Raw genomic sequence first — 15,265 nt, 5'->3', positions numbered from 1 at the left:
CTAGACCGTCACCTGCGCGCCCAGCTCGACGACGCGGCCGGGCGGGATCTTGAAGAAGTCGGTCGGGTTGGTGGCGTTCTTCATCAGGAAGATGAAGATCCGGTCCTGCCACAGCGGCATGCCGCTGTTGGCCGACGGCACGATCGAGCGGCGGCCCAGGAAGAAGCTGGTGGCCATGATGTCGAACTTCAGACCCTGCTGCTTGCGCAGGATGGCCAGGGCCTTGGGCACGTTCGGGCTTTCCATGAAGCCGTAGAAGATCTCGACCTTCTTGAAGTCGGCGTTGATCGCCTGGGTGCGGACGCGGTCCTCGTCGTTGACCCGCGGCGTCTCGGCCGTGCGGACGGTCAGCACCACGTTGCGCTCGTGCAGCACCTTGTTGTGCTTGAGGTTATGCATGAGGGCGACCGGGGTCATGTCCGGGTCGGAGGTCAGGAAGATCGCCGTGCCGGGGGCGCGGTGCGGCGCGCGGGCCCGCAGGATCTCCATCAGGTCGACCAGGGGAACGCTGTCGCGGCGGGTCTTGTCGGTCAGGATCTGGGCGCCGCGCGTCCAGGTCCACATGATCAGCACCAGCACCGCGCCGAACACCAGCGGCAGCCAGGCGCCGTCCGGGATCTTCAGCGCGTTGGAGGCGATGAACACCAGGTCGATCATGGCCAGCGGAACCAGCAGGGCGGCCGTCTGCCAGAGGTTCCACTTCCACACCAGGCGCAGCACCACATAGGCCAGCAGGGTGTCGACGAACATCGCGCCGGTCACGGCGATGCCGTAGGCGCTGGCCAGCTTGTGCGAGCTCTGGAACATGACCAGCAGGACAAGCACGCCGATCAGTAGGAAGGTGTTGACCGCCGGGACATAGATCTGGCCGGCCTGGGTCTCGGAGGTGCGCTTGATGTCCAGGCGCGGCAGCAGGCCCAGCTGCACCGCTTGCTGGGTCATCGAGAAGGCGCCGGTGATCACAGCCTGGCTGGCGATGACCGTGGCCACGGTGGCCATCAGCAGCACCGGCCAGTAGGCGATGGTCGGGACCATGTCCCAGAACGGATTGTGCCGCGAGGCCGGGTGGTCCAGCACCAGCGAGCCCTGGCCCAGATAGTTCAGGGCCAGGCAGGGGAAGGCCAGGTACAGCCAGGCCGCCTGGATCGGCTTCTTCCCGAAGTGGCCCATGTCGGCGTACAGCGCCTCGGCGCCGGTCACCGCCAGGAACACGCTGCCCAGGATCACGAAGCCCAGGAAGCCGTTCTCCAGCAGGAAGCGCACCCCGTACCAGGGATTGAAGGCCCGCAGGATCGACAGGTCGTCGGCCAGGTGGAACAGGCCCAGCGCGCCCAGGATCAGGAACCAGGCGGCCATGACCGGCCCGAACAGGGCGGCCATGCGGTGCGTGCCCTTGGCCTGGACCAGGAACAGCGCCACCAGGATGCCGGCCGAGATCGGCAGGATGTAGGGCGTCAGGGCGTGGCCGACGTGCGGCGCGTCCTTCATGCCCTCGACCGCCGACAGCACCGAGATGGCCGGGGTGATGATGCCGTCGCCGTAGAACAGCGCGGCCCCGATCACGCCCAGGAAGAACACCGCCGTCGAGCGTTTGCTTCCGGCCTTGCCCAGGGCTTTCTGGGCCAGGGCCATCAGGGCCAGGGTGCCGCCCTCGCCCTTGTTGTCGGCCCGCATGAAGAAGATCACGTACTTGATCGTGACGAACAGGGTCAGGGTCCACAGCACCAGCGACACCACCCCCAGCACGGCGTGCTCGGTGGCGGTGGTGCTGCGCGAATGGGCCAGGGCCTCGCGCATGGCGTACAGCGGACTGGTGCCGATATCGCCGAACACGACGCCCACGGCGCCGAGCGCAAGCGCGATGAAGCCGTGCCCTTTCGGGTCATGGCCGGCTTGCGGAGGGACGTCACACGGGGCGGCGCTGTCGGAAGCGGGAGCGCCAGAGGCTTCGGAAGCCATTCAATCCCTCCGGGGTCGCCCTCGCAAAACGCGGTGCGGAGCCCCATATCGATCAAGCGGGGCGCGATACACCCAATCCTGCTCCGGTTCAATCGCGACCTGAAGCAGGATAACAACGATAGTTTTTGGTTGAACGCACGAGCGACGTCCGTAAGGGTCCTGCCACAGAAAAATGTCAGACAGTCAGAAATTCCCCGTCGCCGCGCACGCCCTGGCCTATCTGGCGCACAAGAACGCCTTTTCGGCTGACCGTGCGGTGGCCAGCGCCGAGCTCGCCGCCTCGGTTCCGACCAACCCGGTCGTGGTGCGTCGCGTGACCGCCATGCTCGGCAAGGCGGGGCTGATCGGCGCGCGCGCGGGCGCCAACGGCGGGGCCTGGCTGCTCAAGCCGCCCGAGACCATCACCCTGGACGTCGTCCTGCGCGCCGTGAACGGCTGCGCCCACCTCGGCGTCGCCCCCAAGGGCGTCAAGGGCTGCCCGGTCGGCGAGAAGATCCCCGACGCGGTGCGCGGGGCGATGATCGCCGCCGACACCGCCGTGGCCGAGCGACTGTCGACGATCTCGGTGGCGGATCTGCTGGCCGGCGCCTCGGTCGAGGCGGCCGCCTAGAAGACGTCCGTGTCCGCGGCGGGGACCGGCTTCATGCCGGGCAGCGCCCGACGCACCAGCACCCAGATCCCGGCGCCGATCGCCGACATGCCGGCATTGATGACCAGCAGGACCGCCAGCAGGAACACCAGCACGCCCACGGCTTGGGCCGGGTTGGTCGCCGCCGCGTTGTTCATCTTGAACATGCCGGGCGACGTCGCGGCCATCAGCAGGCCCAGCAGTGAAAAGGCGACCTGACTCGTCGCGCCGACCACGAAGGTCACGGTGAACAGACCGCTGAACGACGCGGCTCTCAGAAACTGCATGCGAACTCCCCCAGAAAACTGCGGCGAGCTTGACCATTGCGGACGGGGCTTGTCGAGCCTTGGCTTGACGCGCCGGGCGCGCGCCGCGCTGGTGTACTACTCCGCCGCTGCCGGCCGCAGCCGCTGCGAGCGCACGTCCAGCGCCGCCACGATCCAGATCGCGAAACCGCCCAGGGCCAGGGCCGCGCCGACATAGCCCGTCGAGGCCCAACCGTAGCCGGCGGCGATCGCCAGCCCGCCCAGCCAGGGACCCAGGGCGTTGGCGAAGTTGAAGGCCGAGTGGTTCAGGGCGGCCGCCAAGGTCTGGGCGTCGCCGGCCACGTCCATCAACCGGGTCTGCAGCACCGCGCCCAGCCCGCCGCCGCAGCCGATCAGGAACACCACCGGGATCAGGCTCCACAGGCTGCCCGTGGCCATCGGATAGAGGGCCAGGGCGCCGGCGCTCCACAGCAGCACGCCGCCGATGGCCGGGATCTGGGCGCGGTCGGCGGCCCAGGCGCAGGCCAGGGTCCCCACCGTCATGCCGGCCCCGAACACCGCCAGCACCATCGGCAAGGCCGCCGAGGCGTGGGTCACCTCGCGCATGGTCGAGGCCAGATAGGTGTAGACGCAGAACATGCCGCCAAAGCCGATCGCGCCGATCCCCAGGGTCAGCCACACGCGTCCCCGACCCAGGGCGCCCAGCTCGCGCAGGGGGCTGGCCCCGGCGTCGGCCGGCGCGCGCGGGGCGAAGATGTAGACCGCGGTGGCGGTCATGGCGGCCAGCACGGCCACGATCACGAAGCCCCAGCGCCAGCCGATCCACTGGCCGACCACATTGGCCATCGGCACCCCGACGATGGTCGCCACCGTCAGGCCGATCATCACCATGGCCACTGACTGGGCCCGACGCTCGGGCGGCGAGACGCTGGCGGCGACCAGGGCCGCGACGCCGAAATAGGCCCCGTGCGGCAGGCCGCTGAAGAACCGGAAGGCCAGCATCCAGCCGAAGGTCGGCGCCAGGGCGCTGAGCAGGTTGCCGACCGCGAACACCGCCATCAGGGCCACCAGGATGATCCGGCGCGGCAGGCGGGCGGCCAGCACGGCGATCACCGGCGCGCCGACCACCACACCCAGGGCGTAGGCGCTGATCGCGTGGCCGGCCGTCGGAGCGTCGACGCCCAGGCTGGCGGCGAAGTCGGGCAGCAGGCTCATCGACGCGAATTCGGTGGTGCCGATCGCGAACCCGCCCAGGGCCAGGGCGGCCAGCACCAGGCCGGGCGCGTGGACCTTCACCTGTTTTACGTCGTCGAGCACTGGGCTGGAGCTCATGGTCGCCGCCTTTTCGATACACACGCCGCAGGACGGCTCCGGACGCGCCCGCGACGGCGCGCCTTGAGCTCATGCTTGGTTGCAAGATTATCTCGCTAGATAGGATAATGACAACGTTGTCACAAGGTTGAACCGGCGGTCATGCCCCATATTCCTCCGTTCGCCCGAAACCGACCCCATCGCCGCTGAATCGGTTTGCAGAATAACTGCACCCGCAACTGTTGCCGATCCCCTGGAAACTCGTGAAGCCGTGATTACGTAATCGTCACGGTTTCAGTTGCGAAACCACCACCAATTTCAGGGCTCAATCCAATGACCAAGGTCGCCATCGTCTATCACTCGGGTTACGGCCACACCGCCGTCCTGGCCGACAAGATCGCGGAAGGCGTCCGCGACGCCGGCCAGACCCCGGTGCTGCTCAAGATCGACAACGCCGCCCAGGACTTCGCGCCGCTGATCGAGCAGATCACCCAGGCCGACGCCGTCGTGTTCGGCGCGCCGACCTACATGGGCGACGTCTCGGGCGTGTTCAAAGTGTTCGCCGACGCCACCGCCGGCGTGTTCTTCACCGGCGCCTGGAAGGACAAGCTGGCCGCGGGCTTCACCAACTCGCACAGCTTCTCGGGCGACAAGGGCCACGCGCTGGAAAGCCTGACCATCCTGGCCGCCCAGCACGGCATGAACTGGGTGAACCTGGGCCTGGCCCCTCCCAGCGTGACCGCCGCCGAACGCGGCCCCGACACGATCAATCGCGTCGGCTCGTTCATCGGCCTGGCCGCCCAGTCGGATAACGCCTCGCCCGAGATCACCCCGCCCGCCGGCGACCGCGAGACCGCCCGCCTGTTCGGCGTCCGCATCGCCGAGGCCGCCGTCCGCTGGACGCGCGGCGCCCAGCCGGCGCTGAGCCAAGCGGCCTAAGCCACGGCCCGTCCTTCGCTATCCCCCAGCTCGAAGGACGGGCCCGCGGCGCTCCGGCGCCGCCAGAGGGGACGCTTGAGCCCGAGCGTCCCCTCTCCTCGCTGGCGCAGCGAGGAAGTGTCACGGCGCGGATACGCGTCGTGACGAAGGGGGCCATCGCCGCCCTTAAAGCCTTACGGCCCGACGACGATCTCGCCGGAGCCGGCGACCGACTTGCTGACAGGGCCCTCGGCCTTGGCGACCGTCACCTTGCCGGAACCCGAGACCGAGGCCGCGACCTTGCCGGCCACGCCGTTGAAGGCGACCTCGCCCGAGCCCAGGATGCTGACCTCGACCTCGGTCGACCGACCACCCGCCACGGTGACTCGGCCCGGTCCGGCCACGTGGGCCTCGAACTTCCGGCCCACGCTGGCCGCCGTCACCCCGCCCGAACCGGCGACGAAGATCTCCAGGTCGCCGGCGACGTCCTGGATCGTCAGATGTCCCGAGTCGGCGATGTGGACCTCGACCTCGCCGGCCCGGCCGGCCTTGGTGTCGCCCGGTCCTGCCTGGTTCAGCTCGAACTCGCCCTTGACGTCGGCCACCGTCCAGTCGCCGCAGCCGGCGTTGGACAGTTCCAGGCTGTCGGCGCGGCCGACGCTGCCGAACACCGCGCCGCTGGTCGCCAGCTCGACGTTCATCGGCGCGTGGATCACCACCTGGGGCATGTCGGCCCATTCCACGTCGCCGAGGCCGCTCACCTCGATGACGGGCTTGCCGCCCTCGACATTGCATCCCTTGATGCGATCGCCCTCGCCCCCGACGCCCGCCAGCCCGCCGTCGATCACGATCTTCGATCCCGACCCGCTGACCTTCAGCGGCAGCTTGGGATTGGCGTTCTGGATCTCGACCTTCACGTCGCTCCGCGCCTCGGGGATCACCGTGACGCGCGCGACGGCGTTCGTGATGTTGACCGATGGTTCGGCCGAGGCGGCGCCGGCGAGGCCCAAGGCGGCGGCGCTCACGGCCAGTATCGAAAATGCGCGCATGCTTCACTCTCTCGAAAAGGTGCGGGCAGAGATAACGACGGCTCCGGCGGGAGACGACTTAATTCGAGGTCATGACCCCGACGTCATGTTCGGCCCTGGGGTCCGCCTCCCCGCCTTGAACCAAATCACCGGCCGTGCTCGACTCCGGCGAAGTTTCGCATCCTTCGCCCTGGACACACGCCGCATGGCTCGCCGTCTCGCCCTGATCACCGGCGCCTCCGCCGGCATCGGGGCCGCCTTCGCCCGGATCTACGCCAGCCACGGCTATGACGTGGCCCTGACCGCGCGCCGGCTGGACCGGCTGGAGGCCCTGGCCGCCGAGATCCGCCTGCGGTTCGGCGTCGAGGCCTATCCGATCGCCGCCGACCTGGCCGAGCCCGACGCCGTCGACAAGGTGCTGGCCGCCGTCGAGGCCGAGGGGCGGGTGGTCGACGCCCTGGTCAACAACGCCGGCTACGGCCTGCCCGGCGCCTACGCCCAGACCACCTGGGCCGACCAGAACGCCTTCCTGCAGGTGCTGCTGGTCTCGGTCTGCGGCCTGACCCACAAGGTGCTGCCGGGCATGGTCGAGCGCGGCTTCGGCCGCATCGTCAACGTCGCCTCCCTGGCGGGCCTGGCCCCCGGCGCGGCCGGCCACACGCTGTATGCGGCGACCAAGAGCTTCCTGGTGAAGTTCTCCCAGAGCCTGCACCTGGAGACGCAAGGCGCCGGCGTCCACGTCAGCGCCCTGTGCCCGGGCTTCACCTATTCGGAATTCCACGACGTCAACGGCACCCGCGCCCAGGTCAGCCAGTCGCTGCCCACCTGGCTGTGGCTGGGCGCCGACGAAGTGGCCGCCGCCGGCTATGAGGCCGCCGAGGCCAACCGCGCCGTCTGCGTGCCGGGTTCGCCCAACAAGGCCATCGCCGTGCTGGCCAAGCTGGTGCCCGACGACTGGGCCCTGGCGTTGATGGCCAGCCAGGGATCGCGGTTCCGGAAGGTTTGAGCGTTTCTAGCGCTTGGCCTTACCGGCCGTGTAGCTCGCCACCGTGCATTGCGCGCGCGTGCTGCTCTCGTAATACATCCGAAACGTCGCCGCGAACGCCTCGGTATAGGCGCCGCTCTGCCTGTCCCACATCGCCTTGTCGGTCAGATAGTAGCCGTCGGAAGGCTTGTCCCTGAAAGTTATCGCCGCTTTGGAGGCATTCTTGATCGTGTCGAAGACCTTGCACGCATCGACGCAATAGGCGTTCCGATCCAGATCGACGTGGATCGTCTGGCGGAATGGCTCAGGGGCTCCACGAACGGTCTTCACGCCCCGGCAGACAAGATCGAACCGCTGCGGCGAAGCCGGCGTCGCGAGCGCGGAACCAGCCACCAGAGCCAGCATCACCCCGATTGTCACGTGCGCGCGGGGTCCCGTCATCTCTCGATCCACCGCAGTTTACCGATGATCCGCGTAGGGCGCCTTGGCGTCCTGGCGCACCAGCCCCCGCGTCGCATCCCCCACGCCGATCAGCACGAACTGCACTGCCAGGGCGCAGAGGATCAGGCCCAGCACCCGCACCACGATGCTCATGCCGATCCGGCCCAGCACGCGGCTGATGATCGGCGAGGCCCAGAAGGTGGCCACCAGCACCACGGCCACTGCGACGATCACCCCGCAACCCAGCGCCATGCCGGCCAGGCCGAAGCTCTTGGCCTCGCTGGCGTAGATGATCACCGTCGAGATCGCGCCCGGCCCGATCAGCAGCGGCATGGCGAACGGCACGATCAGCCGCTCGAACCGCTGCTTGGCGTAGACCCGCGCCGACTGGCCCTCGATGCCCTCGGCCGCGTCGGCGAACATGGTGGTGAAGTCGTCGCGCACCATGTCCAGGCCCAGGATGAACAGGATGATGCCGCCGGCGATGCGGAAGGCCGGCATCGAGATGCCGAAGAACTCCAGCAGGCTGACGCCGGTGAAGTAGAAGAAGATCAGGAAGGCGGCGACGAACAGGCCGATATAGACCGCCACCATCCGGCGGCCGGCGGCGGCCGCGCCCAGGGTCGCGGCGGCGAACAGCGGCACGTTGCCGATCGGGTCGATCAGGGCGAACAGGGCGACGAAGAAGTTGACGGCGAGTTCTGCCTGGCTCATTCGACGTGCTTAGCCTTCAATTCGCGCGGATCCGCATCCTTCTTAGGGTGATGCGAGCGCGCGCGCCAACCCCAGGGGTTCACTGATGACCGCCGACCCACGCCTGATCCTGCCGCTCGACCTGCCCAGCACAGCCGAAGCCCGCCAGATGGTCGAGACGCTGGGCGACGCGGTGTCGTTCTACAAGATCGGCCTGGAGCTCTTGGCCACCGACGGCATGGCCCTGGCGCGCGAACTGAAGGGCGAGGGCAAGCAGATCTTCCTGGACTGGAAGCTGCACGACATCGGCGCGACCGTGGAGCGCTCGGCCCGGGTGCTGGCCGGGGCCGGCTGCGACCTGCTGACCGTCCACGCCGAGCCGCAGGTGATGCAGGCGGCGGTCAAGGCCAAGGCCGGGTCGGACCTGAAGATCCTGGCCGTCACCGTGCTGACCAGCCTGACCGACGCCGACCTGATCGAGATGGGCTACGCGTTCTCGGCCCGCGACCTGGTCGCGCGGCGTATCCGGCAGGCGGTGGAGTGCGGCGTCGACGGCATCGTCTCCTCGCCGCAGGAGGCCGCCCTGGCCCGCGAGATCGCCGGGCCCGACTTCCTGGTGGTGACGCCGGGCGTGCGCCCCTTCTGGTCGGCCAAGAACGACCAGGCCCGCGCCGCCACCCCGGCCGACGCCCTGAAGGCCGGCGCCAGCCACCTGGTCTGCGGCCGCCCGATCACGGCGGCGAACGACCCGCGCGAGGCGGCGCTGAAGGTGGTGGCGGAGATGGCGGGGGTTTGAAAAGGCCCTCCCCCACAGGGGGAGGAACGGGGCTTCGCCCCTAGAAATCCACCGCCACGCCCTTGCGCTCCCAGTCGCCGAACCGCGTCGGTTCAGGACCGTCGCGGCCGCCTTCCTCCGTCGGAAGCGCGGCGGCGTGCTCCGCCGCGCGGCGGGCGGCGGCCTCTTCCAGGGCGCGCTTGGCGGCGGGGGTGAGCGGCTTGTCGGGGGCCGCGCCGGGCGGCAGATCGGTCTCGGACATGGCGTTCGCATAGCACCATTTCGTCCAAAAGGCTTGCGCTCGCCGTCGCCTCGGGGCACGGCGAGCGGGTGACTCAGGAACTCAACGACGGCCTCCCCGCGCGGGAAGGCGCCCTCGCCCTCATCGACGCGGCCCTGTCGCGTCGCGGCGGGCTCGACGAAGCCGCTTCGGCCAACGCCTTCCGCTTTCTGGAACCGCGGGAGCGCGCCTTCGCGCGCGCCCTGGCCATGGCCGCGCTGCGCCACCTCGGCCCCATCGACCGCGCCCTGGCCGGCAAGCTGGCCAAGGAGCCGCCGCCGCGCGTGCGCAACCTGCTGCGTCTGGGCGCGACCCAGGCCTTCTTCCTGGAAGTGCCCGCCTTCGCCGCCGTCGCCACCAGCGTCGAGCTGGCCAACGCCAACAAGGCCAGCCGGCCGTTCAAGGGCCTGGTCAACGCCGTGCTGCGCGGCCTGCTGCGCGACGGCGCCCTGTCGGACGCTTCGGAGCATCTGGCCCCGCCGTGGCTCTACGCCCGCTGGGCCAACGCCTACGGCAAGGAGACCGCCGACGCGGTCGCCGCCCAGATCGGCTTCGAGCCGGCCACCGACCTGTCCCTGAAGCCCGATTTCGACGCGACCGCCCTGGCGGCCGAGCTGGAGGGCGAGATCCTGCCCGGCGGCACGCTGCGCACCGAGCGTCGGGGCGACGTCTCGGCCTGGCCGGCCTTCGAGGACGGCGTCTGGTGGATCCAGGACGCCGCCGCCGCCGTCCCCGCCCGCCTGCTGAACCTGAAGGCCGGCGAGACCGCGCTGGACCTCTGCGCCGCGCCCGGCGGCAAGACCATGCAGATGGTCGCGGCCGGGGCCCAGGTGGTGGCCGTCGACCGCTCGCCCGCGCGACTGGGCCGCGTCACCGAGAACCTGGCCCGCATGCACATGACCGCCGAGGTCGTCGCCGCCGACGCCGGCGTGTGGGAAGACACCCGCGCGTTCGACGCCGTGCTGCTGGACGCCCCCTGCTCGGCCACCGGCACCTTCCGCCGCCATCCCGACGTGCTGTGGGCCGCCCGTCCCGGCGACGTGGCCAGCCTGGCCGGCGTGCAGAGCAAGCTGCTCGACAGCGCCGCCGGCCGGCTCAAGCCAGGCGGCCGCCTGGTCTACTGCGTGTGCTCGCTGGAGCCCGAAGAGGGCGAGGCCCAGGTCGAGGCCTTCCTGGCCCGCCGCCCGGACATGGCCCTGGACCCGATCGCCCCGGAGGAAGGCGGCGCCCCCGCCGCCAGCCTGACGCCGCGCGGCACGCTGCGCATCCTGCCCCACCACCGCGAAGGCGGCCTGGACGGCTTCTTCGCGGCGCGGTTCGTGAAGCTCTGATCGCTGAGATGTGAGAGGCGAAAAACGCCGCAAACCCGCACGCGGCAACGGGCTCGCTTGTAGCGCGAGGCCAAGCCCGTTAAGCCATGGGCATGACTGCGCCGCTGATCGCCCCGTCCATCCTCGCGTCCGACTTCGCCAAGCTTGGCGAAGAGGTCGCCGCCATCGAGGCGGCCGGCGCCGACTGGGTGCATGTCGACGTGATGGACGGCCATTTCGTGCCCAACATCACGCTGGGCCCGGACATCGTCAAAGCCATCCGGCCGCACGCCAAGATCCCGTTCGACGTGCACCTGATGATCAGCCCGGCCGATCCGTACTTGGAGGCGTTCCGCGCCGCCGGGGCCGACCTGATCAGCATCCACCCGGAAGCCGGCCCGCACCTGCACCGCTCGCTGAAGCGCATCCGCGAATTGGGCGCCAAGGCCGGCGTGGTGTTCAACCCCTCGACCTCGATCGACCACGTCGAGTGGATCCTCGAGGACGTCGACCTCTTGCTGGTCATGTCGGTGAACCCCGGCTTCGGCGGCCAGAGCTTCATTCCCGGCCAGCTGCGCAAGGTCGAGGCCCTGCGCGGGATGGTCGACAAGGCTGGCCTCGACATCATCATCGAGGTCGACGGCGGCGTCACCCCGGTCACCGCCCCGCAGTGCGTCGCGGCGGGGGCCACCGCCCTGGTCGCCGGCTCGGCGGTCTTCAAGGGCGGACCCAGCGCCTATGCCGACAACATCCGCGCCCTGAAGGGCGGCTGATCCAGCGGCATGGAGGGGGCTCCCGCGACAGGTTCCGCCCGTAAGCCCTCCGCCCTCGCCGGCGGGCCCTCCTCCCGTGGCCAAGGGGCCCGCGCGCGCGCCGCCCGCACCAAGGGCGTGATCCTCAAGGCGCTGGGCGCGTCGATCAAGGGCAACCTCGAACGCGAATGGTTCGGCTCGCCGCCGCACCGGGCCGCGATCAGCCGGCCGCGTCCCGTCGGCCTGGCCGCCCACCCCCACGACCCGCGCCCCGTCGACCTGGAGCGCGGCCGCCAGCTGCTCGACGGCGTTCTGGTCCTGGACGGCGGCGCCCTGCGGCTGGGCGAGACGGGCGACCCCTTCGACCAGCCCAGCCCGACCCGCCAGTTCGCCACCGCCCTGCACAGCTTCGACTGGCTGCCGCACCTGATGGCGTCCGGCCCCGGCTCGGCGCGCCTGGCCCTGCGCCTGCTGCAGGACTGGCGGCGGGTGTTCGGGGTCTGGAACGCCTTCTCGTGGAGCGGCGAGCGGCTGGAGCGGCGCACCTTCCACCTGGCCTGCGCGGCCCGCGCCCTGTCGCCCGAAGCCTCCGACGCCGAGATCTCGGCCATGGCGCTGGACATCGCCCGCGGCGCGCGCCAGCTGCTCAAGGCCTCCGACGCCCCGCACCGCAAGCTGGAACGGGCCGTGGTCGTGACGATCGCCGGCTGCGCCCTGACCGGCAAGGCCAGCGACCGGCTGATGGTCCAGGGCCTCAAGCGGGTCAACGCGCTGCTGGACGTCATCGTCCTGCCCGACGGCGGCCACGCCAGCCGCTCGCCCGAGGCGGGGTTGGAGCTGCTGTTCGACCTGCTGACCCTGGACGACGCCCTGGGCCAGCGCGGCCGTCCGCCGCCCGAGCTCCTGACCCGCGCCATCGACCGCCTGAGCTCGTCGGTGCGGTTCTTCGCCCTGGCCGACGGCCATCTGGCGGCCTTCCAGGGCGGCGAGGCGATCGAGCCGCGTCGGATCGCGGCGGCCCTGGCCCATGACGACCACGGCCCGCGCCCGCCCCAGACCGCGCCGCACGTCGGCTATCAGAAGATGCAGGGCGGCAGCATCCAGGTGATGGCCGACGCCGGCCCGCCGGCCACGGGCGCGCTCAGCGTCACCGCCTGCGCCCAGCCCGCCGCCGTCGAGATCGTGTTCGGCAAGGACCGGCTGATCACCAGCTGCGGCTGGAGCCCCGAGGCGACCGGCGCCAACGCCTTCCGGCTGTCCGGCGCGGCCTCGACGGTTTCGGTGGGCGACGGCTCGGCCGGGCGGCCGCTGTCGGGCTGGCGCTCCGACGCCCTGGGTCCCTGGCTGGTCGACGGCGCCACCGACGTCGAGGTCAAGCGCCACGACGCCGACACCGGGGTGTGGCTGGACATCATCCACGACGGCTGGCGTCGCCTGGGCCTGACCCACGCCCGCCGCCTGTATCTCGACCTCAAGGCCGACGAGCTGCGCGGTGAGGACAGCCTGATCCCGATAGGCTCGGCCAACGCCGATGGTCCGCGCCGCTACCTGCCGTTCTCGGTGACCTTCCACCTGCATCCGGACGCCCGCGCCTCGCTGGCCCGCGACGGCAAGAGCGTGCTGATCAAGGGGCCGTCCAATGTCGGCTGGTGGCTGCGCAACGACGCGGTCGACGTGGCCATCACGCCGTCCGCCTATTTCGACCACGGCCTGTCGCGTCCCGCCGGCGCGATCGTGCTCAAGAGCCAGGTCCGGCCCGAGAAGGGCGCCAAGATCCGCTGGAAGCTGGCGCGGGCGGCGGATCACTAGGCCCTGGTGAGCGGCCCGCCTGCGACATTACGCCCCACGCGCGCGCCGAGCCGTGGAATTCACAGCCCCCACCCCGTCCTGTAGCTCTCTTCGACCGCGTCGGCTGGAGGGAGGGCAGATGTCGAACCTCGCCGCGCTGCAGCCCATCCTGCGCACCGCTATAGATCCCGTCGTGGTGATGGACGCCCGGGGCGTGATCCTCGACTGGAGCGCCCGCGCCGAAACGGCGTTCGGCTGGGAGCGCGCCGAGATCCTGGGCCGGGAACTGGTCGAGGTGCTGGCCCCGCTCCAACACCAGGCGACCTATCGCCAGTTCCTGCTGCGACGGCTGGCCCTGGCCGAGCCGCCGGCCGAGCGCCAGACGTCCCAGCTGATGGCCGTGCGCAAGGACGGGGTCGAGATCCCGATCGAGGTGTCGCTCGCCGCGTTCGGAGACCCGGAAGACAGCCTCGTCCTCGGCTTCATCCGCGACATCACCGACCGCGTCGAGGTCCATGACCGCCTGGCGGCCAGCGAGGCGCGCTTTCGGGCCGCGATCGGCGCGGTGGACGGGGTCCTGTGGACCAACGACGCCTCGGGCCGGATGGTTGGAGACCAGCCCGGCTGGGCCAGCCTGACCGGCCAGGGCTTCGAACAGTACCAGGGCTTCGGCTGGGCCGACGCGGTCCATCCCGACGACGCCGAACCGACCGTCCAGGCCTGGAACGCCGCCGTCGAGAAGGGCGGGCCCTTCAATTTCGAGCACCGGCTGCGTCGCCATGACGGCGTCTGGCGCGACTTCGCGATCCGCGCCGTCGCGGTGCTGGAGGCCGACGGTTCGATCCGCGAATGGATCGGCGTGCACACCGACATCACCGAGCGCAAGCGCGCCGAGGAGCGCCTGCGCGAGGGCGAGGCCCGGTTCCGGGCCATGGCCGACTCCGCGCCGGCCCCGGTCTGGATGACCTCGGCCGAAGGCGGGGTCACCTTCGCCAACGAAGCCTTCGCCGAATTCGCCGGCGTCGAGGCCGACGCCCTGCTGGGCGACGCCTGGATCCGCATGATCCATCCGGACGACATCCTCGGCGTTGGAGCCAAGCGGGCGGCGGCGCGCGGTGCGCCGGACGGCCCCCGCGCCTACGGCTTCGAGGCCCGGTTCCTGTGCGGCGACGGCCTCTACCGCTGGATGGTGGCCAACGCCCGCCCGCAGATCGACGCCCGGGGCCAGTTCCAGGGCTATATCGGCATGGCCATGGACATGACCGAGACCAAGACGGCCGAGGCCCGCCAGCGGCTGCTGATCAACGAGCTGAACCACCGGGTCAAGAACACCCTGGCCTCGATCCAGTCGATCGTCCGCCAGACTCTGCGGCCGGAGGAGACGCCGGTGCAGGTGCGCGAGCGGCTGATCGGACGGCTGCTGGCGATGTCGGCCGCCCACGACGTGCTGACCCGCGAGAGCTGGGAGGGCGCGGCGCTGGACGACATCGTGCGCCAGGGCCTGGCCCCGTTCGTCGATGACCAGGATCCGGGGCAGGATCCCGGCCGCGTCTCGATCAGCGGCCCCAGCCTGCGGGTCGGGTCCAGCACCGCCCTGTCCCTGGCCCTGGCCGTGCACGAGTTGGCCACCAACGCGGCCAAGTACGGCGCCCTGTCGACGCCGGCCGGGAAGGTGACCATCGCCTGGGAGAAGACCAGCGAGGACCGGGCGGTCCTGACCTGGAGCGAACGCGACGGACCCCCGGTGCGGCCGCCGGAGCGCAAGGGCTTCGGCACCCGGCTGCTGGATCGCGGCCTGGCCGGCGACCTGGGCGGCCGGCCGGAGCTGACCTTCGCCGCCGAGGGCGTGCGGGCGGTGCTGCCCGTGCGGCTGGGCTAGGGCAAACGCTCACGCTATTCGGCGCTAGAGCGCTGAAATCGCGCGCCTAAAACTTTATTCCTCTCACCCTTTCGCGGGGCCCGTATCCTTGACTCACCTCGCCGCATGGAAAGGGCGCATGGCCAGCGACCGATGCGGCGGCGGGGGGCGATCGAGCGGGACTGGGCTGGAGGGGGTTACTTCAGCGTGTCCGGGGAGCCTGGCGTTGCAGGCCCCGCCCGCCGTCGGCGTCGAACGGGGACAAAGCGCGTG

At 70.6% G+C, this 15,265-nt stretch carries 15 protein-coding genes and 1 pseudogene; 8 read left to right on the top strand and 8 right to left on the bottom strand.

The annotated features are described in order from the left end of the window. The gene (locus AC1DMQ_RS04130; RefSeq protein WP_477032286.1) at positions 1 to 1,959 is read right to left on the bottom strand and encodes a potassium transporter Kup; all 1,959 of its coding nucleotides are present in this window, start codon (positions 1,957 to 1,959) and stop codon (positions 1 to 3) included. Positions 1,960 to 2,131: 172 nt separating this feature from the next. Between AC1DMQ_RS04130 and AC1DMQ_RS04125 the strand changes: the two genes are divergently transcribed. After that, positions 2,132 to 2,569: an Rrf2 family transcriptional regulator gene (locus tag AC1DMQ_RS04125; RefSeq protein ID WP_477032285.1), complete on the top strand. Its 438-nt coding sequence runs from the start codon at positions 2,132 to 2,134 to the stop codon at positions 2,567 to 2,569. Here AC1DMQ_RS04125 and AC1DMQ_RS04120 read toward each other — a convergent pair. Further along, a complete protein-coding gene (locus AC1DMQ_RS04120) occupies positions 2,566 to 2,874 on the bottom strand; it encodes a hypothetical protein (RefSeq protein WP_477032284.1) in 309 nt (102 codons plus the stop codon). The genes AC1DMQ_RS04125 and AC1DMQ_RS04120 overlap by 4 nt on opposite strands. A gap of 96 nt (positions 2,875 to 2,970) precedes the next feature. Beyond that, the gene (locus tag AC1DMQ_RS04115) at positions 2,971 to 4,185 is read right to left on the bottom strand and encodes an MFS transporter (protein WP_477032283.1); all 1,215 of its coding nucleotides are present in this window, start codon (positions 4,183 to 4,185) and stop codon (positions 2,971 to 2,973) included. A gap of 312 nt (positions 4,186 to 4,497) precedes the next feature. Between AC1DMQ_RS04115 and AC1DMQ_RS04110 the strand changes: the two genes are divergently transcribed. Then, positions 4,498 to 5,103, top strand: coding sequence for a flavodoxin family protein (locus AC1DMQ_RS04110; protein WP_477032282.1), 606 nt, complete (start codon positions 4,498 to 4,500; stop codon positions 5,101 to 5,103). Between the two features lie 173 nt (positions 5,104 to 5,276). Here AC1DMQ_RS04110 and AC1DMQ_RS04105 read toward each other — a convergent pair whose 3' ends face one another. Next, positions 5,277 to 6,131, bottom strand: coding sequence for a GIN domain-containing protein (locus AC1DMQ_RS04105; RefSeq protein WP_477032281.1), 855 nt, complete (start codon positions 6,129 to 6,131; stop codon positions 5,277 to 5,279). 184 nt (positions 6,132 to 6,315) lie between these two features. Between AC1DMQ_RS04105 and AC1DMQ_RS04100 the strand changes: the two genes are divergently transcribed. Then, positions 6,316 to 7,116, top strand: coding sequence for an SDR family NAD(P)-dependent oxidoreductase (locus tag AC1DMQ_RS04100; protein WP_477032280.1), 801 nt, complete (start codon positions 6,316 to 6,318; stop codon positions 7,114 to 7,116). 6 nt (positions 7,117 to 7,122) lie between these two features. Here the strand turns inward: AC1DMQ_RS04100 and AC1DMQ_RS04095 are convergent, their stop codons facing one another. Both AC1DMQ_RS04095 and AC1DMQ_RS04090 read right to left on the bottom strand, forming a co-directional pair. After that, positions 7,123 to 7,536: a hypothetical protein gene (locus tag AC1DMQ_RS04095; protein WP_477032279.1), complete on the bottom strand. Its 414-nt coding sequence runs from the start codon at positions 7,534 to 7,536 to the stop codon at positions 7,123 to 7,125. A gap of 18 nt (positions 7,537 to 7,554) precedes the next feature. Continuing rightward, on the bottom strand, positions 7,555 to 8,250 hold the full coding sequence (locus tag AC1DMQ_RS04090) for a MarC family protein (protein WP_477032278.1): 696 nt from the start codon (positions 8,248 to 8,250) through the stop codon (positions 7,555 to 7,557). A gap of 85 nt (positions 8,251 to 8,335) precedes the next feature. On the opposite strand from AC1DMQ_RS04090, the gene pyrF reads away from it, so the two are divergent. Then, the gene (gene pyrF / locus AC1DMQ_RS04085; protein ID WP_477032277.1) at positions 8,336 to 9,025 is read left to right on the top strand and encodes an orotidine-5'-phosphate decarboxylase; all 690 of its coding nucleotides are present in this window, start codon (positions 8,336 to 8,338) and stop codon (positions 9,023 to 9,025) included. A gap of 40 nt (positions 9,026 to 9,065) precedes the next feature. Here the strand turns inward: pyrF and AC1DMQ_RS04080 are convergent, their stop codons facing one another. Further along, positions 9,066 to 9,266, bottom strand: a complete 201-nt coding sequence (locus AC1DMQ_RS04080) for a DUF1674 domain-containing protein (protein WP_477032276.1) — start codon at positions 9,264 to 9,266, stop codon at positions 9,066 to 9,068. A gap of 68 nt (positions 9,267 to 9,334) precedes the next feature. Between AC1DMQ_RS04080 and AC1DMQ_RS04075 the strand changes: the two genes are divergently transcribed. From AC1DMQ_RS04075 to AC1DMQ_RS04060, 4 genes are all read left to right on the top strand, one after another. Then, positions 9,335 to 10,615, top strand: a complete 1,281-nt coding sequence (locus tag AC1DMQ_RS04075) for an RsmB/NOP family class I SAM-dependent RNA methyltransferase (protein WP_477032275.1) — start codon at positions 9,335 to 9,337, stop codon at positions 10,613 to 10,615. Between the two features lie 92 nt (positions 10,616 to 10,707). Then, a complete protein-coding gene (gene rpe / locus AC1DMQ_RS04070) occupies positions 10,708 to 11,367 on the top strand; it encodes a ribulose-phosphate 3-epimerase (protein ID WP_477032274.1) in 660 nt (219 codons plus the stop codon). Between the two features lie 9 nt (positions 11,368 to 11,376). Next, positions 11,377 to 13,155, top strand: coding sequence for a heparinase II/III family protein (locus tag AC1DMQ_RS04065; RefSeq protein ID WP_477032273.1), 1,779 nt, complete (start codon positions 11,377 to 11,379; stop codon positions 13,153 to 13,155). A 118-nt stretch (positions 13,156 to 13,273) separates the two neighbouring features. After that, positions 13,274 to 15,013 carry a PAS domain S-box protein gene (locus tag AC1DMQ_RS04060; protein ID WP_477032272.1) on the top strand — a complete coding sequence of 580 codons (1,740 nt, stop codon included), beginning with the start codon at positions 13,274 to 13,276 and terminating at the stop codon, positions 15,011 to 15,013. A 95-nt stretch (positions 15,014 to 15,108) separates the two neighbouring features. On the opposite strand, the pseudogene AC1DMQ_RS04055 reads toward AC1DMQ_RS04060, so the two are convergent. Then, positions 15,109 to 15,194 (bottom strand): annotated as a pseudogene (locus AC1DMQ_RS04055) (hypothetical protein); the annotation flags it as partial. Between the last annotated feature and the right edge of the window lie 71 nt (positions 15,195 to 15,265).

It is taken from the genome of Caulobacter sp. 05L422 (assembly GCF_056397765.1).
Note: the sequence above shows the minus strand (reverse complement) of the source record. Positions and strands in the feature narration are given on the sequence as shown.